This window comes from Chryseobacterium sp. S90 (assembly GCF_047444895.1).
Lineage (GTDB): Bacteria > Bacteroidota > Bacteroidia > Flavobacteriales > Weeksellaceae > Chryseobacterium.
Genome location: NZ_JBLGCX010000010.1, coordinates 102393 through 122085 on the forward strand (window position 1 = coordinate 102393; position 19693 = coordinate 122085).

General features: G+C 36.1%; 18 protein-coding genes and 1 riboswitch. Of the genes, 15 read left to right on the plus strand and 3 right to left on the minus strand.

The features are described from left to right. Window positions 1–37: 37 nt before the first annotated feature. The 5 genes from smpB (at window position 38) to ACLMCG_RS21335 (ending at window position 4775) form a co-directional block, all read left to right on the plus strand. On the plus strand, window positions 38–496 hold the full coding sequence (gene smpB / locus ACLMCG_RS21315; RefSeq protein ID WP_045501613.1) for an SsrA-binding protein SmpB: 459 nt from the start codon (window positions 38–40) through the stop codon (window positions 494–496). A gap of 77 nt (window positions 497–573) precedes the next feature. Continuing rightward, window positions 574–2085 (plus strand): OmpA family protein, encoded by a 1512-nt coding sequence (locus ACLMCG_RS21320; protein ID WP_413961179.1) that lies wholly within the window; start codon window positions 574–576, stop codon window positions 2083–2085. A gap of 95 nt (window positions 2086–2180) precedes the next feature. Further along, entirely contained in the window at window positions 2181–2921 is a 741-nt protein-coding gene (locus ACLMCG_RS21325) for a YebC/PmpR family DNA-binding transcriptional regulator (protein WP_184558271.1), read from the plus strand. Between the two features lie 57 nt (window positions 2922–2978). Continuing rightward, window positions 2979–3803 (plus strand): UDP-2,3-diacylglucosamine diphosphatase, encoded by an 825-nt coding sequence (locus tag ACLMCG_RS21330; RefSeq protein WP_149833880.1) that lies wholly within the window; start codon window positions 2979–2981, stop codon window positions 3801–3803. Next, a complete protein-coding gene (locus ACLMCG_RS21335) occupies window positions 3804–4775 on the plus strand; it encodes a glycosyltransferase family protein (RefSeq protein ID WP_413961180.1) in 972 nt (323 codons plus the stop codon). Here ACLMCG_RS21335 and ACLMCG_RS21340 read toward each other — a convergent pair. Together ACLMCG_RS21340 and ACLMCG_RS21345 are read right to left on the minus strand one after the other, a co-directional pair. Continuing rightward, complete coding sequence (locus ACLMCG_RS21340; RefSeq protein WP_223598580.1) at window positions 4764–5054, minus strand: GNAT family N-acetyltransferase; 291 nt, start codon at window positions 5052–5054, stop codon at window positions 4764–4766. The two genes, ACLMCG_RS21335 and ACLMCG_RS21340, sit on opposite strands and share 12 nt — an antisense overlap. A gap of 174 nt (window positions 5055–5228) precedes the next feature. After that, window positions 5229–5978: an RDD family protein gene (locus ACLMCG_RS21345; protein ID WP_213277922.1), complete on the minus strand. Its 750-nt coding sequence runs from the start codon at window positions 5976–5978 to the stop codon at window positions 5229–5231. A gap of 28 nt (window positions 5979–6006) precedes the next feature. Here ACLMCG_RS21345 and ACLMCG_RS21350 point away from each other — a divergent pair, with 28 nt between their 5' ends. From ACLMCG_RS21350 to ACLMCG_RS21380, 7 genes are all read left to right on the plus strand, one after another. Beyond that, window positions 6007–6990, plus strand: coding sequence for a stage II sporulation protein M (locus tag ACLMCG_RS21350; RefSeq protein ID WP_413961181.1), 984 nt, complete (start codon window positions 6007–6009; stop codon window positions 6988–6990). Beyond that, the gene (locus ACLMCG_RS21355; RefSeq protein WP_413961182.1) at window positions 6974–7936 is read left to right on the plus strand and encodes a DUF4013 domain-containing protein; all 963 of its coding nucleotides are present in this window, start codon (window positions 6974–6976) and stop codon (window positions 7934–7936) included. The genes ACLMCG_RS21350 and ACLMCG_RS21355 overlap by 17 nt, the downstream gene beginning before the upstream one ends. Then, window positions 7929–8720: a DUF4129 domain-containing protein gene (locus ACLMCG_RS21360; protein ID WP_413961183.1), complete on the plus strand. Its 792-nt coding sequence runs from the start codon at window positions 7929–7931 to the stop codon at window positions 8718–8720. Before ACLMCG_RS21355 ends, ACLMCG_RS21360 begins: the two co-directional genes overlap by 8 nt. A gap of 11 nt (window positions 8721–8731) precedes the next feature. Then, window positions 8732–9889: a hypothetical protein gene (locus tag ACLMCG_RS21365; RefSeq protein WP_413961184.1), complete on the plus strand. Its 1158-nt coding sequence runs from the start codon at window positions 8732–8734 to the stop codon at window positions 9887–9889. Between the two features lie 109 nt (window positions 9890–9998). Continuing rightward, on the plus strand, window positions 9999–11030 hold the full coding sequence (locus tag ACLMCG_RS21370; RefSeq protein ID WP_413961185.1) for an AAA family ATPase: 1032 nt from the start codon (window positions 9999–10001) through the stop codon (window positions 11028–11030). Window positions 11031–11108: 78 nt separating this feature from the next. Continuing rightward, window positions 11109–12431 (plus strand): DUF58 domain-containing protein, encoded by a 1323-nt coding sequence (locus tag ACLMCG_RS21375; RefSeq protein ID WP_413961186.1) that lies wholly within the window; start codon window positions 11109–11111, stop codon window positions 12429–12431. A gap of 27 nt (window positions 12432–12458) precedes the next feature. Further along, window positions 12459–12878 (plus strand): OsmC family protein, encoded by a 420-nt coding sequence (locus ACLMCG_RS21380; protein WP_413961187.1) that lies wholly within the window; start codon window positions 12459–12461, stop codon window positions 12876–12878. Between the two features lie 70 nt (window positions 12879–12948). Here ACLMCG_RS21380 and ACLMCG_RS21385 read toward each other — a convergent pair whose 3' ends face one another. Further along, window positions 12949–15564, minus strand: a complete 2616-nt coding sequence (locus ACLMCG_RS21385; protein ID WP_413961188.1) for an MGH1-like glycoside hydrolase domain-containing protein — start codon at window positions 15562–15564, stop codon at window positions 12949–12951. A 188-nt stretch (window positions 15565–15752) separates the two neighbouring features. Continuing rightward, window positions 15753–15859, plus strand: a riboswitch (SAM riboswitch). A 66-nt stretch (window positions 15860–15925) separates the two neighbouring features. On the opposite strand from ACLMCG_RS21385, the gene ACLMCG_RS21390 reads away from it, so the two are divergent. The 3 genes from ACLMCG_RS21390 to ACLMCG_RS21400 all read left to right on the plus strand — a co-directional run bounded on the left by ACLMCG_RS21390 (window position 15926) and on the right by ACLMCG_RS21400 (window position 19682). Further along, on the plus strand, window positions 15926–16870 hold the full coding sequence (locus tag ACLMCG_RS21390; RefSeq protein WP_413961189.1) for an alpha/beta fold hydrolase: 945 nt from the start codon (window positions 15926–15928) through the stop codon (window positions 16868–16870). After that, window positions 16870–18408 carry an ACT domain-containing protein gene (locus ACLMCG_RS21395; RefSeq protein ID WP_413961190.1) on the plus strand — a complete coding sequence of 513 codons (1539 nt, stop codon included), beginning with the start codon at window positions 16870–16872 and terminating at the stop codon, window positions 18406–18408. The genes ACLMCG_RS21390 and ACLMCG_RS21395 overlap by 1 nt, the downstream gene beginning before the upstream one ends. A gap of 113 nt (window positions 18409–18521) precedes the next feature. Beyond that, on the plus strand, window positions 18522–19682 hold the full coding sequence (locus ACLMCG_RS21400; RefSeq protein ID WP_413961191.1) for an O-succinylhomoserine sulfhydrylase: 1161 nt from the start codon (window positions 18522–18524) through the stop codon (window positions 19680–19682). The last annotated feature ends 11 nt before the right edge of the window (window positions 19683–19693 follow it).

Here is a 19693-nt window from a genome sequence, read left to right on the forward strand (position 1 = left end):
TATTTTTTATATATTTCATTAACGAAATTTTAAAATGATGAAGATTGAGAAAACAGTTAGCATATTAAACAGAAGAGCCCGTTTTGAATATGAAATTCTTGAAGAATATGAAGCAGGAATGGTTTTGACGGGTACCGAAATAAAATCTTTACGTTCATCCAAAGCATCTATTACAGAATCCTTCTGTCAGTTTATTGATGGGGAATTGTACATCATCAACATGATGATTGATGAGTATAAATTAGGTACTTTTTACAATCATAAAACAAAAAGGGAACGGAAATTGCTCTTGCACAAAAAAGAATTACAAAAACTTGAAAAAAAGTTAAAGGATGCTGGGAACACCATAATACCTTTAAAATTATATATCACTGACCGAGGTAAAGCAAAGGTGCTGATAGCGCTGGGTAGAGGGAAAAAGCTTTTCGATAAAAGAGAGGCGATAAAAGATAGAGAAAATAAACGGAACCTGGACAGAATATTAAAGAAAAGTTAAAAATCATTTGAAAAACTTTGTATATAAAGAAAAATTATATTTATTTTGCATTATCAATTATTTAATCATTTAATTCTATGAAAAATCTAAAATTAGGAATTTCAGCATTGGCGCTTACTGTTGCCTCTACTGTTTTCGCACAGACTACCAACAATCCGTGGTTAATCGGAGTTGGTGCTCATGCTGAAAACCACGTAGCAGCAAGAGGTAACTTCAGTAATACGTTCTCTGCTAACAATTTGACGAAGAGTATGTTCAATGTGAACAACTTCTCTATTACTCCTCCATTATCTAAGTTAACAGTTGCTAGAAATGTTGGTAAAGGTTTAGTAATTGACTGGCAGACTTCTGTTGGGAACGTTGAAAACAAAAGATTCAACATGGGGAAAGAATTTTTCCTAATGACAGGTCTTGGTTTCCAAGCTCACGCTGCAGGTCTTTTATGGAACGAAGAATCTTGGTTTGATCCATATTTAAGAGTTGGTGCTAACTACTTAAGACATGACTATACAGCTCTTACTTTCCCTAGAACATCTGTTGACGCTAACGGTAACGCAATCGAAACTGTAACAAACGGTAAGGATGGTAACGAAAACGGTAAAGCTAACCACTTTACTGTAGCTACAGGTGCTGGTGCTAACTTCTGGGTAACTAAGAACTTCGGTCTTGGTGTTCAGGGAGATTATGTATCAACTCCAGGTGACAAGTCTACAGTTGCTAACTTCTGGCAAGCTTCTGCTTCTATCTTATTCAGATTTGGAAACAGAGATAGAGATAAGGATGGTATCCTAGATAAAGATGACCTTTGTCCAGATACTCCAGGTTTACCAGAATTCCAAGGATGTCCTGATACTGACGGTGACGGAGTTCCAGATAAAGACGATCAATGTCCAGAAGTGGCAGGTCCGGTTGAAAACAACGGATGCCCTTGGCCAGATACTGACGGTGATGGTGTAATCGACAAAGATGACGCTTGTCCTACAGTAGCAGGTCCTGCTGAAAACAACGGTTGTCCTTGGCCAGATACAGACGGTGACGGTATCTTAGATAAAGATGATGCTTGTCCTACTGTTCCAGGTCTTCCTGAATACAACGGATGTCCTAAGCCAAAAGAAGTAACAGCTACTGACGTTGAAAAGAACCTTAAGAGTGTATACTTTGATTTCAACAAAGCTACAATCAAGCCTGAATCTAAAGGAGCTTTAGATACTGCTTCTGAAATCATTAAGAAGGATGGAGGTAGATTCTTATTAGTTGGAGAAACTGATAAAAAAGGTAGCGATGCTTACAACTTGAAATTATCTAAGGAAAGAGCTGCTTCTGTAGTTGCTGCTTTAGATGCGAGAGGTGTAGATATCAACGCATTGAAATCAGTAGGTATTGGTGAGCAAAATGCTAAAGTTGCAGAATCTGCATCTGATGCTGAAAGACAAGCTGATAGAAAAGTAACTGTTAGATACATTGGTGATGACAGTGAATGGAACAAATATCAAAAATCTGATGTTGTTACTCCAGCGAAAAAAGCTACTAAAAAAGCTACTAAAAAAGCTCCAGCTAAGAAAAAAGCTGCTGCTAAAAAGAAAAAATAATTAATTTTTCTAAATAATGAATACCTCCAATTTAATTGGAGGTATTTTTTTTTTGTTGACTTTTGAGTAATTTTGTTGGAAATTTAAAAATTAAAATGGGAAGAGCATTTGAATATAGAAAAGCTTCTAAAATGGCCAGATGGGATAAAATGGCTAAAACATTCTCCAAAATAGGTAAAGACATTGCATTAGCTGTAAAGGCTGGTGGAACAGATCCGGAAGCAAACCCGGCCCTGAGAAGATGTATCCAGAATGCGAAGGGAGCAAACATGCCTAAGGACAACGTAGAACGAGCAATTAAGAAAGCGAGCGGTGCTGATGCAGAAAACTATGAAGAAATCACATATGAGGGTTACGGGCAAGGTGGTGTTGCTTTTTTTGTAGAATGTACTACAAACAATACAACAAGAACTGTAGCAAACGTGAGAGCTGTTTTTAACAAGTTTGACGGTAACCTTGGGAAAAATGGTGAATTGGCATTCATCTTTGATAGAAAAGGAATTTTCACAATCGATTTGGCTCAGATCAAAATGGATTGGGATGATTTTGAAATGGAAATGATTGATGGAGGTGCAGAAGATGTAGAAAAGGACGAGGAAGAGGTGATGATTACAACTGCTTTTGAAGATTTCGGTTCTTTATCTCACAAATTAGATGAACTTGGAATTGAGGCAAAGAGTGCAGAACTTCAAAGAATTCCAAACAATACAAAAGAAGTAAATGCAGAACAGTTCAAAGCTAACATGAAAATGCTTGAGCGTTTCGAAGAGGACGATGATGTTCAAAACGTTTACCACAATATGGAAATTACAGAAGAGCTGATGGACTCTTTATAAAAAATAATATAGCATTCATATACAGTTAACTTTCAATTAGTTTCTTTGTACAAAACTATGAAAAGAAACGTTGAATTAGTTGTTATATCGGATGTTCATTTGGGAACTTATGGATGTAAGGCTAAAGAATTGTTGAGATATCTCAATTCTATCCAGCCTAAAACTTTAGTTTTGAACGGCGATATTATTGATATCTGGCAGTTTAAAAAGTCTTACTTCCCTAAACCTCATTTGAAAGTAATCAGAAAGATTCTTTCATTGGCGACCAAGAACACAGACGTCTATTACATCACGGGCAATCATGATGAAATGTTTCGTAAGTTCACAGATTTTGAACTTGGAAAACTTAAAGTCTGTAATAAAATCTGCCTGAATATTGATCAGAAAAAAACCTGGATATTTCACGGTGATGTTTTCGATGCATCCGTCCAGCATTCAAAATGGATCGCCAAACTTGGCGGAAAAGGCTATGATCTCCTTATTATTATCAATAATGTTGTAAATTGGTTCTTAGAAAAAATGGGTAAAGAGAAGTATTCATTTTCAAAAAAGATCAAAAATAATGTGAAAAAAGCGGTAAAATATATCGGAGATTTTGAACTTACAGCTTCAGAGCTGGCTATTGACAATAATTATGACTATGTAGTTTGCGGACATATCCACCAGCCACAGATCCGTGAGGTTGTTAATAAAAAAGGATCTTGTACTTATTTGAATTCAGGAGACTGGATTGAAAATCTCTCTGCTTTAGAATACAACAATAAAGAATGGACAATTTTTTATTATGATGAACATAAACATCTGCTGAAAGATGATGAAGTGGAAGAAATTCAGGAAATGGATAATTCTGCGCTTTTAAAAATCGTAACTAATTTTTCCTAAATGAAGATTCTGTATGCATTCCAGGGTACTGGAAACGGTCATGTTGCCAGAGCACAGGAAATTATTCCTCTTCTCAAAAAATATGCATCCGTTGATACATTGATCAGCGGACATCAATCGCAATTAAAGGCTGATTTTGACATCAATTTCCAATATAAGGGTATTTCCCTTCTTTATAACAAAACAGGCGGTTTATCCTATCGGAAAACGTTTACAGAGAATAAGTTCATTGAAGCAGCCAAAACAATCAGAGAGCTGGAATTGTCACAATATGATTTAATCATTAACGATTATGAGCCTTTGACAGGCTGGGCTTCCAAACTGAAGAACCTTCCCATGATAGAGCTTAGCCATCAGGCTTCCATGAGCTTTCCGGAAACGCCCAAACCAAAGAAAAAGGACTTTCTGGGAGAAATGATTTTAAAATATTATGTTCCCAGTGAAAGGAAAATAGGATTTCATTTTGAAAATTACCATCCCCAGATCAAAAAACCTGTGATCAGAAGAAAAATCAGAAATCTTAATCCTTGTAAACAGGGATATTATCTTGTCTATCTTCCCAGCTTTGCGGATGAAAATATTATCAAGGTTTTAAGAAAAATTCCTGTGGAATGGAAAGTGTTTTCAAAATACAGCAAAGTACAGGTCAAAGTAAAGAATGTAGAAGTATTTCCTATTGATGAAATACAATACCTGAAATACTTTGAAGGCTGTGACGGAATTTTGTGCAACGCTGGTTTTGAAAGTCCGGCAGAAGCATTATTTATGGACAAAAAACTATTCGTAATTCCTATCCACAATCAGTATGAACAGGAATGTAATGCATGTGCCCTTGATAAAATGGGAATCCCCAATTCGAAGGTTTTAAATCTTCAGGAAATTATGGAATGGGTTGCTTCTGATCATCATCTTAAAGTAGATTATCCGGATGATATTGAAGATATCCTGGTAAACGAGGTTTTAATTCTTTAAAAAAATATCGTCCACATCACTCATTCTCATCATCACAGATCTTGCATAGGAACAGTGCGGATATACTTTCCAATTGTTTTCTCTGGCAAATTTGATGGCTTCTTCTACCAGGAATTTTCCCATTCCTCTCCCTTCAAATTCAGGATGTACCAGAACAAATGAAATGATCAGTTTATGGTCTTCAGGGAAAATGGTATAGGTAAGTCTGCCTACTTCTTTTATTTCGTTGTTTAGGGTAAGAACCCCGCCGTTTCCGGATTTATTGTTTTCAAATTTCATGATTCTGAACTTTAGGTTTAAACATACAAAAATTGCACCGACCTTTGCATAAGCAACAAGCAACAAGCAACAAGCAACAAGCAACAAGCAACAAGCAACAAGCTCCGCTATGAATTTTTCAACATTTTTTAAATTGACCACCCACTTGCGAAGCAAAATTCACAATTGACTCTCCTAATTATCTTTTCCCGTGTAATAGTTGTAATCTTTAATAATCACATTGATAAACTGTCTTTCTGTCATTTTAGTAGCATCAATTTCCAGTTTCAGAATGCTTTTAATTTTCTCAGAAAGCTTACTGATGATCTGGCGGTCGTCTACTTTCAGTGCTTTAGTGTAATTATCTTTGATGATTCTCATATCATTATCACTCAAAGCAATGACTTGCGGAAAAGAAGGGATATAATTTTCGTGGATATTCTCCAGAATTGTATGCGAAATATTGATGTTGTTTTTCAAGGAAATGACAGCGGTTCCGGAAGCAATATCACCTAGACGCTGGTTGTTTTTAGAGACAATCATAGAGATCAGTCCTATAACTCCGGCAAATGATACATCAACAATCCTGAAAACCCAACGGATCATATAATCTGCGAAACTTGCCTGATAACCGTCAATCTTTACCACTTTGATTTTCATTAGTTTTTTGCCGGGTGTCTGGCCTTCCATTAAGCTTTCCAATACAAGCGGATAGATGTAAATAGGAAAAGTAAGGATAAGATATACCGCTCTTATTGACCATTCATCAAGGCCGTCTAATAAATATCCCAGGTCAAGAATATTGAAGAATAAATACAGGATGATCACCACATAAGCGATCCTGATCAGAAGATCAATTATGAAGGCAAGCATCCTTTCTCCTACGCCTGCAATATTAAAATTAATATTTACATTTTGTGAGGTATTTATCGCAATTTGAGACATATTTTTTATTATTTTAGCCTTAACAATTATGAGAGAAGTTTATTTCATTAAACAAAATAAAGAAAAATGGTTGGGAATAGAACAGGTTATTCAAGGGAAAATTAAAAAAAATCCTGATGACCTGTCTTCGTTATATATAAATCTGATCAACGATCTTTCTTTTGCCCAGACTTATTATCCGAAAAGTAACACTACAGTTTATCTGAACCATTTGTCTGCCCAGATTTTTCAGAAGATCTATAAAACAAAAAGGGTAGAGGAAAACAGGCTGGTTTATTTTTTCAAAACTGAAGTTCCATTGCTGATGTATCAGTACAGAAGGTATCTGATGTATGCGTTTCTCTTTTTTATTTTGTTTACCTCAATAGGAGTGCTTTCTGCCATTTATGATAAAGACTTTGTCAATATCATTCTGGGGGAAGGTTATGTGAATGAAACCATTGAAAATATTAAACATAATAATGCAGTAGGAGTTTACCAGAGTGGCAGCACATGGGGAAGTACTATCGGGATTATTTTTAATAATATCCAGGTGGGAGCAAAACTGTATATTTATGGAATTGCCGGAGGAGTGGGAACTTTGTTTGCTTTGCTTTCCAATAGTGTGATGCTGGGTGCTTTCCAGTATTTTTTCTATGATTATGGGGCTTTGAAAGACAGTGCAAGAGGGATATGGCTTCACGGAGTTTTTGAGATCTTTGCCATGGTGGTGGAAGCGATGTGTGGATTGATTCTTGGGGCATCTATTTTATTTCCGAGAACGTTTTCAAGATTTAATTCTTTTAAAAAAGCATTTAAAGATTCGTTTAAAATATTCTTAAGTACTGTTCCTTTCACTATTTGTGCAGGGATTATAGAAGGGTATGTCACCAGACATGCATTGAAGATGCCTTTAATTTTGAACCTAATCATTATTTTTGGCTCACTGGCAATTATTGGATTCTACTATTTTGTGTATCCGTCTATTGTTTACAAAAAAACTAATAAACACATCCATGATACAATTTTATAAAAAAAGAGATTTTGGAACTTTTATCAGTGATAGTTTCAATTTTTTCAAATTATACGGGAAGAATTATTTTAAGAACTATATTCTGATCAATGGCCTGCTTTTGATCTTAATGGTAACCGTTGTGATTTTCGGATATAAAGAACTCTTTTCACAGATATTCGGGTCCAATCTTGGTGGAGAAACATATTATTTTGAACAGTATTTTTCAGATAATTCCGGCATGCTGATTACAGTAGGAATAATTACTTTTCTGCTTTTCATGATTCTGATGATTGTCAATTACCTGTATCCCGTTTTTTATTTAAAAAGAATTGCACAGGGTGCAGAAAAAATAAAAACGGATGAAATTCTGAATGATTTTAAAAGCAATGCAGGAAGAATCGGGAAGCTGTGCCTTGGAATGATCTTTATCGTCACACCGGCGGTTTTGTTTGTGGTAGGATTTTCTTATATTCTGATTTTTATTATTATCGGATTTTTTTTGATACTGCTTCTCTATCCCACGATATTCAATTTCACTACATTTTTGATGTATGATTATTTTAATTCAAACAGAGGTTTCTGGGAAAGTTTGAGCTACGCATTAAGATCGCAGTTTTCCTATCCGAACGGGAGTGAGAAATCCCCTTTCTGGAAATATTGGGGATCGGCATTTGTGATGTTTATTATTATTTACATGATAACATCTATATTCACATTTATTCCGATGATATTTTTTTACGGATCACTTCTTACGTCAACACCGGACGGGAATTTTGAGCAGAATCCTTTTACCGGAGCTGCCGGAATTTTGTTTTTTGTATTCTATGGAGTTTCAATGCTGATTTCGTTTTTTCTTTCAAATCTAATGTATGTGAATGCAGGATTGATGTATTATGACAGCAGAACAGATCTTCACCAGAAAGTAGAACTTGCAGAAATAGACACTATTGGAATCAATGAGTAAAATTTTTCTTTTCATATTGCTTTTTCTCTCTCTTGGGCTGGTTCAGGCTCAGGACGATAATCCTACTTCTGATGATCTGGTAGATTCTCTGTATACAACCGGGCATTACAGAAATATGCTGCGTGCTGATTCTGTGCTGATGAAAAATCCGGTATCTGAGAATACAGCTTATCCGAAAGCATTCAAAGAAAATATACCGTCAAGATATAAAGGAAATGAATTTGATTATTCTGTATCAAAACCCAGAGAGTCTTTCTTTCAAAAGCTGATGCGGAAGCTCAACCAAATTATACAGGGAATTTTCGGGGAAACAGCATTGACAAAGTCTGGGGAATTTACCGCAATCCTTATCCGTCTGTTTGCGATCATCCTGGTAGGTTTTCTATTGTATTTCATCATTAAATATATCATGGGAAAAGACGGGAACTTTCTTTTTGGTAAAAAGAATAAAAAGCTGGATCTCAATGTGCAGGAACTCCATGAAAATATCCATGAAATCAATTTCCCTGAAAGTATCGCAAAATTTGAAATGGCGGGAGATTATCGTTCGGCAGTCCGTTACCAGTTCCTGTTTATTCTTAAAAAACTGAGTGACAAAAAGCTGATCAACTGGAATCCGGAAAAAACCAATAAGGATTATGCCGTAGAGTTGAAAGCCCCTCATCTGAAAAATGACTTTTCTGACCTGTCTTATATTTTTGATTATGTCTGGTATGGAGAATTCAGTATTGAAGAACAGAGCTACCAGAAATTTAAAAATCAATATCAGGCATTTAAACCCTAACAATAGTAACCATGAATAAAACTTTCAAAACATATGCTGCAATTTTCATCATTGTGATGATTATTCTGGCATTGCTTGAAGTTAACAAAAAAGAAACGACAGACTGGCGCAAGAATTTTGATATCAATGAAAAGTCTCCGTTCGGACTATTTGTTTTTAATAATGAAGCTAAAAATCTTTTTAAAAACAATCTGAAGAAGGTTGAACAGATTCCTTACGAATACTATAATCAGCATAAAAAAGATCCTCACAACATTGTCGTTATTGAAAATAATTTTGACAAAGAATCATGGAATAAAATCCTGACGCAGGTATCTGAAGGATCGGATGCATTTTTAATGGTAGCCCGTATGCCGAAGGAAATTTCAGACAGTATCGGATATTATGATTCCGAAATCTCTTTTGAAGAAGAAAATGTGCTGAAACTTACCGATAAAAAATATCAGAATGATTTTGTTAAATTAGATAAATTTCCATCAGGAAGAGGATTTTCATTCATTAAACCTAACGTTGAAGTCCTTGGAAAAACGGTAGAGAAAAAGAATACGGATCAGGCCAATTTTATCAAAGTAAAGTTTGGGAAAGGACATATTTACGCTCATACTGAACCTCTTTTTCTGACCAATTATTATCTTCTGAAATCCGGAAACGTAAAGTATGCACAGGATGTTTTTTCATATCTTCCGGATAGAGAAACGCTTTGGTTTGTGTCCAATAAAAGTTCTGCATCACGTTTCTTTATGAGATTTGTGCTGTCGAATCCGGCTTTAAAGTATGCGTGGTGGGTGTTTTTGGGAGGTTTTGTTCTTTTTATTTTCTTTAATGCCAAAAGAAAACAGAGAATAGTACCGGTAACAGAGCCTCTGAGAAATACTTCTCTGGATTTTGTGAAAAGTATTGGAAATCTGTATCTTCAGGAAGGTGATTTTCATGATATGATGGCAAAGAAATCGCAGTATTTTCTGAACAAAGTGAGAATGGATCTGTTAATAGATACTCAGACTTTAGATGAAGAATTTGCAAAAAAGCTACAGTTGAAAACCGGGAAAAATATGGAAATGATTAATGAAGCTATTGCGCTTATCAAAAAAGGGCAGGATCCTTATGCCAGTGTAATAAAAGAAGATCTTACAAGGATCAATAAACTCCTTGACGAAATATTTAAATAATATAACAATATAATAACCTAATGATGTAGCAGTTTTTCAATGCTGATAACGACAATTCACAGGAAAGAATACCGTTGTCCATTGCCAGACTGACCAAATAAAATGTATTATGGAAAACTTTGATAACCCCAATATAGAAAACCAAAGCTCAATCAATCTTAATAAACAGGAAGAGCAGTTTCAGTCGAGAATTGATATGATTGAACTTCGTGCGAGTTTAGAGAAAGTAAAATCTGAGATTGGAAAAGTAATTGTAGGACAGGAGAAAATGATTGAACATCTTTTGGCTGCATTACTTTCAAACGGACACGTTTTGATTGAAGGTGTTCCGGGAGTAGCTAAAACGATTACGGCAAAATTATTGGCTAAGACAATTGATGTAGGTTTCAGCAGAATTCAGTTTACACCGGATCTGATGCCTTCTGATATTTTGGGAACATCCATATTCAATGTGAAAAATTCAGAATTTGAATTTAAAAAAGGACCTATTTTCTCCAATTTCATCCTGATTGATGAGATCAACAGATCGCCAGCAAAAACACAGTCAGCATTATTTGAAGTCATGGAAGAAAGACAGATTACCATGGACGGTACCCGTTATATTTTGGAAGAACCTTTCCTGGTGATAGCTACACAAAACCCTATAGAGCATGAAGGAACGTATAGACTTCCGGAAGCTCAGCTGGACCGTTTTCTATTCAAAATCAATGTAGGATATCCGAATCTTGAACAGGAAATTGCAATCATTAAAAACCAGCACGAAAGTAAAAAAGAAGATAAAACAGAAGGAGTAAACCGAGTGATCACAGCTGAACAATTGAAAAACTACCAGCAGCTGGTAAAAGAAATCATTGTGGAAGCTCAGCTGATGGAATATATAGCTAAAATTATCATCAACACAAGAGAAAACCAATTCTTATATCTGGGTGCCTCACCAAGAGCTTCATTAGCACTTCTTACGGCATCAAAAGCATTTGCTGCTCTGAGAGGAAGAGATTTTGTAACTCCTGAAGATATTAAAGAAGCTAGCTACGCAGTTTTGAGACATAGAGTTATCGTATCTCCGGAAAGAGAAATGGAAGGTCTTACTGCAGATGAAATTATTCGTCAGATTTTAGAAGGAATAGAGATTCCAAGATAGGTAGTAGAAATATGAGACTGGGTGATAATTCCTGATTCTTTTTCTAAGTCCTAATCCCTATAATCTGCAACCTAAATAATGAAAAACTTATACATCAATACACGTTTCTTTTTTACACTCATCGGAGTGGGGATTCTGTATGTCCTGGCATTTTTCTTTCCGGTGCTGATGTGGGTAGCCCATATTGCACTGTTGATCTGCTTTTTGGCTGCAATGGTAGATTTCCTGTTGCTTTTTAATCAAAAGAATGCATTACAGGTTCAGAGAATTTTGCCGGAAAAATTGTCCAATGGTGATGAGAATTTTGTTAAAATTGATATTAAAAATAATTACAATTTTACAATAGTCACTAAAATTATTGATGAAATTCCATTCCAGTTTCAGAAAAGAGATTTTCTGATTGAAAAACAGATTGCTTCAGAAGCGAATACATTCTTTCAATATTCATTAGAACCTAAAGAAAGAGGAGAATATCACTTCGGAGGACTGAATATTTATGTATCTTCACCATTAGGGTTGATCTCAAAAAGATTTATTTTCCAAAAGGATGCTGCCTTGCCTTCCTATCCTTCATTTATCCATCTCAGAAAATATGAGCTGATGGCCATTCAAAGTGAATTTTTATTGGGTGGAATTAAAAAGGTCAGAAAGCTGGGACACACCATGGAATTTGAGCAAATCAAAGAATATGTCCCCGGAGATGATATCAGAACGATCAACTGGAAAGCAACTTCCAAAACGAACCGTTTGATGGTAAACCAGTTTCAAGATGAAAAATCACAGCGTATTTTTATGCTGATTGATAAAGGAAGAACCATGAAAATGCCTTTCAATGGATTAAGTTTGCTGGATTATTCCATCAATGCAACCATGGCGCTGTCTCATATTATTTTGAGAAAAGGAGACAGGGCCGGGATGATGACTTTTTCTAAAAAGGCTGAAAATAAAATTGCTGCTGATAATAAATCAGGTCAACTGAAAAAAATCTCTGAAGCACTTTATAATATCAAAACAGATTTCTTTGAAAGTGATTTCAACCGTTTGTATCAGGATGTGAAATATTCCATCAATCAAAGAAGCTTAATTCTGCTTTTTACCAATTTTGAAACACTGGATGGATTGAACAGACAGCTTAAATATCTTCGAGGTATTGCTAAAAACCATTTGTTGGTTGTTGTATTTTTCAAAAATTCAGAACTGCAGACAATCATTAACAAAAATCCTGAAAATATGCAGGAAATCTATGATGAGATCATCGCTGAGAAATTTGAGTTTGAAAAGAAACTGATTATTCAGGAACTCCGCAAATATGGAATTTATACGGTATATACCCTTCCTGAAAATTTGAATATTGATGTTATCAATAAATATCTGGAGATAAAAGCGAGAGGAATTTTATAACTTTGCAGAAGCAATAAGCAATAAATAATGAAAATTACACTTAACAGAATAAACGACGATTTTTTATTTGAATGTACCAATGCGCAGGGGAATTTTATTCTTTTGGATAATACTTCCCAGCCGGGTGCCAAAGGAGTTTCTCCAATGGAAAGTGTGTTGATGGCTGTAGCAGGCTGCAGCGGAATTGATGTGGTTTCTATTTTAAAGAAGCAGCGTCAGAACATTACAGGCTTCCAGGCAGAGGTAGAGGGAGAAAGAGTGCAGGTAGAGGATGCAAAACCATTTAAATCTATTAACGTTAAGTTCTTTTTAGAAGGAGAAATTGATCCTAAAAAAGCACAGAAAGCAGCAGAACTTTCTTTTGAAAAATACTGTTCCGTATCCAAAACCTTAGAACCGAATGTAGAAATCGGATATGAAGTTTATGTGAACGGAGAAAAAATTTAATCTCTTATTTAAAAATAGAAAAGCCGGATAACTTATCCGGCTTTTTTTATTACCTATTATTCATTGCTTATTAAAAGGTAAGTCTTGGTTTTATCAGTTTCGCTACAGTGGCAGTCCATCCCGTCTGATGGGAAGCTCCTACACCACGGCCGTTATCTCCATGGAAATATTCAAAAAAGGTGATGTAATCTCTGAAGTGTTCATCATAATTGAATTTAGGATTTCCTCCGTTGAAAGCGCGCTGCCCATGTTCATCCTTTAAAAATAGAGAACAAAGTCTTTTGCTGATGTTTTGAGCTACTTCATCAAGGTTTCTTTTATCACCGCTTCCCGTTGGAAGTTCTACTTTCAGGCTATTTCCATAATAATAATGGAAGCGCTGCAGGCTTTCCACGATCAGGAAGTTGATAGGAAACCATATCGGTCCGCGCCAGTTGCTGTTTCCGCCAAACATTCGGCTGTCACTCTCTGCAGGAGTGTAATAGACCATATTCTGATTCCCATGTACAGAAAATACAAAAGGATTCTCTTCATATACCTTAGACATAGCCCGGATTCCATAAGAACTCAGGAACTCATTTTCATCAAGCATTCTGGTCAAAACCTTTGTCAGTCTGTTTTTACGGAGTATACTCATAAGATGTTTTCTGCCGTGTCCTTCCTCGTCCCAGTGAGAAACAAGTTTGGTGAGCTCTGGTTTATTTTTTAAGATCCATTCCATTCTGCTTCTGAAATTTGGCATCTTTTCCAGTAAACGATGGTCTACGATCTCAACAGCAAACATTGGAATTAAACCTACAATACTTCTTAATCTTAAAGAAACACTGTCTCCGTTTCCAAGCTGCAATACATCATAGAAGAAACCGTCTTCCTCGTTCCAGAGTCCTTTTGTTCCCTCACCCAGGTTTTCCATAGCTTCAGCGATATAAAGATAATGTTCAAAAAATTTGATCGCCATATCTTCATACACCTGATAATACTGGGCTAGCTCCATTGCAATACGCATCATATTCAGTGCATACATTGCCATCCAGCTTGTCCCGTCTGCCTGTTCAAGATGCTGGCCATCCTTTAAAACCATATTCCGGTCAAAAGCACCAATATTATCGAGACCAAGAAAGCCTCCCCCAAAAATATTTTTCCCGTTTTTATCCTTTCTGTTCACCCACCATGTAAAATTCAGCAGCAGCTTCTGAAATACTTTTTCTAAAAATAATAAATCAGGCTTCCCGTTATTCTTTTCATCAATTTTAAAAACACGGAAGCAGGACCATGCATGTACAGGCGGATTTACATCACTCATATTCCATTCATAGGCAGGAAGCTGCCCGTTGGGATGCATATACCATTCTTTCGTAAGCAATAAAAGCTGTCCTTTGGCAAATTCTGCATCAATAATAGAAAAAGGAACACAGTGGAATGCCAGATCCCAGGTAGCATACCATGGATACTCCCATTTATCAGGCATGGAAATAATATCCTTATTGTGAAGGTGGTTCCATTCCGTATTTCTTACATACTCACTGAAATTTCTCGGAGCTTCAAAATTGGGATCACCTTTCAGCCATTTTCCGATATTGTAGTGATAGAACTGTTTATTCCAGAGAAGTCCTGCAAAAGCCTGTCGCTGAACATTTCTCTCATCTTCATTTACCGTATCATTCTGAATATCGTTATAAAACTCTTCCGCTTCAGATTGTCGTGTACTGAAAATAGTATCAAAATTTTCAAAAGGTTCATCCGTTTCATCAGGACACAATCTGAATTCAAAAATTTTAGATTCTCCTGCTCCTACAATTTCATCAATCAGAAAAGATGCTTTTGTTCCCCTTTTTTCAGGGTTTACAGTATCTCCCTGATGAATAATAAAATCATTGATGCCATCTTTGAAATAAGTATTCTCTGTTTTAGGAGTTCCGTAAAGCCTAGATGTATTGGTTTCATTATCACAAAATACACTTTGTGCATTTGAATTTCGCGAATAGACTTTTTTGATCGAAATACTGTCGTGTCCTATATTGATACTTCCGTCATGAGAAGCATTGAGCTCTGCCTTATAAGTGTTATATCCCCATTTCCAATTATTTCTGAACCACGCAGTGGGTGCTACGACAATAGGAGCATCATGCTGGCTTCGGTTACAGACGGTGACTCTGGCCAGGATATCGTTGTGATCAGCTTTACAGTATTCAATGAAAATATCGAAATATTCATCATTATCAAAAATTCCGGTATCGAAAATCTCATATTCAGGTTCCTTTTTACTGCGTCTTCCATTTTCAGCAAGAAGGTCATCATATGGAAACTCGTTGATGGGGTATTTATACACCATTTTCATATAGCTGTGAGTAGGTGTATTATCCAGATAATAAAAGATTTCTTTAATGTCTTCACCATGATTCCCCTGTGGGTTACTCAATCCGAAGAACCGTTCTTTTACCATTTTATCTTTCTTGTTCCAGAATGAAAAAGCAAAACAGAATAACTGTTTTACATCAGAAATTCCGGCGATGCCTTCCTCACCCCAACGGTAAGCATAACTTTCAGCGTTATTATGATTGGTGAAATCCCAGGCATTCCCGTTTGAGCTGTAATCTTCACGTACATTTCCCCACTGCCGGTTGCTTACATAAGGGCCCCAGTTTTTCCATTTGGTATCTTGTAATCTTTCTTTTTCGGCGGTCATATCTCATCATTTTTCCATACGAAGTTAGTTTTTTTGAAAAATAATTCCAATTTTTTTCATCTGAACAATTATTAATATGCTTTTGGAATACTTGTATTTAAGAGCTTTTTTAAATATTAAAATAATTTTTTTTTGAAATTAAAAGAAAAGAACTACCTTTGCACCATTCGTTCATTTAAATATTGAAAATGTTATCAAGAAAGGTTGAGGGATTAGACCCTATGAAACCTTAGCAACCCTTTGCGCAAGCAAAGAAGGTGCTACGTTCTACCAAAGTATTTTGGACAGATAACTTACTGAAGTTCTTTTCAGCCATTTCCTGTGGCATTTTCAATTGTATTTGTATAAAAATATAATAGAATTGAAAACAGAACTAAACTATATAAATCTTTCGTATCAAACCAATTCCCAAAAGGAATACCATATCCCGTTAAGCTATCAGCTTTTTGGGAAAGATCTGTTTACAGCACCCATTATTTTAATCAATCATGCTCTTACCGGAAACTCAGAGGTATCAGGAGAAAAAGGCTGGTGGAAACAATTGGTGGGAGAAAATCAGATTGTTGATACTGATCAATACACTGTTCTGTGTTTCAATATACCCGGAAACGGTTATGACGATTTTTTAATTGAAGACTATGAAGATTTCACACCTTCAGATATCGCAGCGATATTTTTAAAAGGACTTGAAACTTTACATATCAAAAGCTTATATGCCATTATTGGAGGCTCTCTGGGAGGAGGGATTGCCTGGGAAATGCTTGCCAAGCAGCCGGATCTCGCAGAAATATTTATTCCTATAGCCTGTGATTACAGGACACATGACTGGCTTCATGCACAGTGTCTGGTTCAGAAATTTTTATTGAATGATAAAGAGGAACCATTACAGAAAGCAAGAATTCATGCTATGTTGTGTTACAGAACGCCACAGTCGCTCAATGACAGATTTCAAAACCAATATAACCAGGACAAACAACGCCTGGAATCTGAAGACTGGTTGGTTTATCATGGTAACGCGCTAAACGAAAGATTTAGTTTAAAAGCGTACAAACTGATGAATCATCTCTTGATGAATATTAATGCTGATGAAACGGCACTGGAGAACATACAGGCACGAATGCACATGATCTCTGTAGATACAGACTTATTCTTCCCGGCTTCTGAAATCCGAATGTGTTTTGAAAACTTAAAAGAGAAAAATAAGGATGTTTCTTATCACGAGATCCAATCTATACACGGGCACGATGCCTTCCTAATGGAATATCAACAATTAAATAATATCATTAAAAACATTTTACAGAAGTAATGAAAAATGCTAACGAAATAAAATTTTTGAAGAACAGATCAATCGTCAAATTTGAAGGAGAAGATTTCCTGGGAGAAATCGGGATTGACGGACGAATTTTTAAAGCGCTTACTTTAGCGCGTATCAGTGTAGGGGTAATCTCTCAACAGGCGATAGAAAACGGAATTTCTATTCTGGTTCAGGAAATTGATGCTGAGAAAGCAGTCGCTTGTCTTATTGATGAGTTTGAAGCAGAAAGAAAATCTGGAAAAGTTTCCCAGATCTACAGTATCAATAATGTTTCTGTCATCGGTTTTGTGGCAGAAGATTTCAATAAAGTTTTTGCTGAGCTGGCAAGAAACAATGTTTTCCCATTATTACTGAATCAGGTTGCAGGAGAGAACAGAGTAAACATCGTAGTAACTTCTTCACAGGACGAAAAAACAAAAAACATTATAGAATCTGAAATTTTCAAGAAGCCAAAGACCGTCCATCTGGCGATCATAGGACATGGAAATGTAGGAAAGACTTTGATACAACAGGTACTGGAATCTTCTGAAGAGATTAAAAGACGTAAAAAAATAGACCTTAAAGTAGTGGCGGTGGCCAATTCAAAGAAAATAGCCTTCAATAAAAAAGGATTTGATGCAAATTGGAACGATGAGGTTTTAACTGCAGAACATCCTTCAAGTGTTCAGGAGCTCATTAATTTTTCCAACGAGAACCAGCTGGAAAACCTTATCGTTGTGGATAACACGGCAAGTAAGGATTTTGTGAAAAACTATCACGCTTTGGCAGAAAACGGATTCGATCTGGTTTCCTCAAACAAGATTTTTAATACCCTTCCGATTGAAGAATACAGAAAACTAAGATATACGTTGAATAAAAACAACAGACGTTATCTCTATGAAACCAATGTGGGTGCGGGATTACCGTTAATTGATACCATCAAATTATTACACCTTTCAGGAGAAAATATCACAAGAATTAAAGGAGTATTCTCCGGAACATTAAGCTATGTGTTCAACAATTTTTCTTTAAGAGACGATAAATTTTCAACCATCATCAATGAAGCTTTGGAGAAAGGATATACAGAACCGGATCCAAGAGAAGACCTGTCAGGAAATGATGTAGCAAGAAAATTATTGATTTTGGCCAGAGAATTAGACTTAATCAACGAATTCGGAGATATCAATATTCAGAATCTTGTTCCGGAAAGCTTACTTGAGGTTTCAAAATCAGAATTCCTTTCAAGACTTGAAGAACTGGATGAAGAATATCAGAAAATAAAAGAAAATCAGGAACCCGGACATGTATTGAGATATGTGGGAGATCTGCACGGTGATCTACAGAAAGATAAAGGCGAGTTGGATGTTAAATTGATTTCAGTTCCGGCAACATCTGCATTAGGACAGCTGAAAGGTTCAGATTCAATCTTTGAAATTTACACAGAAAGTTATGGTGAAAATCCAATTGTGATTATGGGAGCTGGAGCCGGAGCACAGGTCACAGCAAGAGGAGTATTCGGAGATATTTTAAGAGTAAGTGAAACGAAATAATATTTAACTATAACAATCTACCAGTTTAGCAGTGTAACAATTACTACAATTGTCATTCTGAGCATAGCGAAGAATCTAATGGTTACACTGCCAAATTGCCAAATTAAAACTATATGGAAAATTTTGAAACATCAGCAATAAGAACCCAGACTGAAAGAACCCAGTTTGACGAGCATTCTACACCATTATACCTTACGTCCAGTTTTATATTTCAGGATGCTGAGGATATGAGAGCAAGCTTTGCTGAAGAAAAACCTAAAAATTTATACAGCCGTTTTTCCAATCCTAACGTAACAGAGTTTACAGATAAGATCGCTAAAATGGAAGGCGCAGAAGCTGGATATGCTTTTGCAACAGGGATGGCAGCTATCTATTCTACATTTGCAGCTTTGTTGAATGCCGGAGATCATATCGTAAGCTGCCAGTCAGTTTTCGGATCAACGCATACATTATTCACTAAGTATTTCCCGAAATGGAATATTGAAACCTCTTATTTCAAAGCAGAAGATGCAGCGAATGTTGAGCAATATATCAAACCGAATACAAAGATCCTATACCTTGAAACGCCTACCAACCCGGCTATTGAAATCCTGGACCTGGAGTTTTTCGGTCAGATTGCGAAAAAACACAATCTTATTTTCATTGTAGATAATTGTTTTGCAACACCTTATCTTCAGCAGCCTATCAAATATGGTGCAGATATTGTTGTACATTCAGCAACGAAATTGATTGACGGACAGGGAAGAGTTTTAGGAGGAATAGCAGTAGGAAAAGAAGACCTGATCAGAGAAATTTATCTTTTCGCAAGAAATACAGGTCCTGCATTGTCTCCTTTTAATGCGTGGGTATTATCAAAAAGCCTTGAAACATTGGCCATTCGTGTAGAAAAACATTGTGAGAATGCATTGAAGGTAGCCGAATTTTTAGAAAGCCATCCGAACGTAGAATTAGTAAAATATCCATTCCTGAAATCCCACCCGAGTTATGAAGTTGCCAAAAAGCAGATGAAGTTTGGAGGAAATATCGTGGCATTTGAAATCAAGGGCGGAATAGAAGGTGGAAGAAACTTTTTAGATAAGATACAAATGTGTTCGCTTTCTGCCAATTTAGGTGATACAAGAACGATTGTTACTCACCCGGCATCTACAACACACTCTAAACTGTCAGACGAAGAAAGAAATGAAGTAGGGATTACAGCGGGATTAGTACGCTGCTCAGTAGGACTGGAAAATGTTGAAGATATCATTGCAGATCTTAAACAGGCCTTAGACTAGTTCAATAGGAG

What these genes read in the sequence shown, in the direction of transcription:
- smpB (WP_045501613.1), top strand. Translation starts at nt 38, where the DNA reads ATGAAGATTGAGAAAACAGTTAGCATATTAAACAGAAGAGCCCGTTTT.
- ACLMCG_RS21320 (WP_413961179.1), top strand. Translation starts at nt 574, where the DNA reads ATGAAAAATCTAAAATTAGGAATTTCAGCATTGGCGCTTACTGTTGCC.
- ACLMCG_RS21325 (WP_184558271.1), top strand. Translation starts at nt 2,181, where the DNA reads ATGGGAAGAGCATTTGAATATAGAAAAGCTTCTAAAATGGCCAGATGG.
- ACLMCG_RS21330 (WP_149833880.1), top strand. Translation starts at nt 2,979, where the DNA reads ATGAAAAGAAACGTTGAATTAGTTGTTATATCGGATGTTCATTTGGGA.
- ACLMCG_RS21335 (WP_413961180.1), top strand. Translation starts at nt 3,804, where the DNA reads ATGAAGATTCTGTATGCATTCCAGGGTACTGGAAACGGTCATGTTGCC.
- ACLMCG_RS21340 (WP_223598580.1), bottom strand. Translation starts at nt 5,054, where the DNA reads ATGAAATTTGAAAACAATAAATCCGGAAACGGCGGGGTTCTTACCCTA.
- ACLMCG_RS21345 (WP_213277922.1), bottom strand. Translation starts at nt 5,978, where the DNA reads ATGTCTCAAATTGCGATAAATACCTCACAAAATGTAAATATTAATTTT.
- ACLMCG_RS21350 (WP_413961181.1), top strand. Translation starts at nt 6,007, where the DNA reads ATGAGAGAAGTTTATTTCATTAAACAAAATAAAGAAAAATGGTTGGGA.
- ACLMCG_RS21355 (WP_413961182.1), top strand. Translation starts at nt 6,974, where the DNA reads ATGATACAATTTTATAAAAAAAGAGATTTTGGAACTTTTATCAGTGAT.
- ACLMCG_RS21360 (WP_413961183.1), top strand. Translation starts at nt 7,929, where the DNA reads ATGAGTAAAATTTTTCTTTTCATATTGCTTTTTCTCTCTCTTGGGCTG.
- ACLMCG_RS21365 (WP_413961184.1), top strand. Translation starts at nt 8,732, where the DNA reads ATGAATAAAACTTTCAAAACATATGCTGCAATTTTCATCATTGTGATG.
- ACLMCG_RS21370 (WP_413961185.1), top strand. Translation starts at nt 9,999, where the DNA reads ATGGAAAACTTTGATAACCCCAATATAGAAAACCAAAGCTCAATCAAT.
- ACLMCG_RS21375 (WP_413961186.1), top strand. Translation starts at nt 11,109, where the DNA reads ATGAAAAACTTATACATCAATACACGTTTCTTTTTTACACTCATCGGA.
- ACLMCG_RS21380 (WP_413961187.1), top strand. Translation starts at nt 12,459, where the DNA reads ATGAAAATTACACTTAACAGAATAAACGACGATTTTTTATTTGAATGT.
- ACLMCG_RS21385 (WP_413961188.1), bottom strand. Translation starts at nt 15,564, where the DNA reads ATGACCGCCGAAAAAGAAAGATTACAAGATACCAAATGGAAAAACTGG.
- ACLMCG_RS21395 (WP_413961190.1), top strand. Translation starts at nt 16,870, where the DNA reads ATGAAAAATGCTAACGAAATAAAATTTTTGAAGAACAGATCAATCGTC.
- ACLMCG_RS21400 (WP_413961191.1), top strand. Translation starts at nt 18,522, where the DNA reads ATGGAAAATTTTGAAACATCAGCAATAAGAACCCAGACTGAAAGAACC.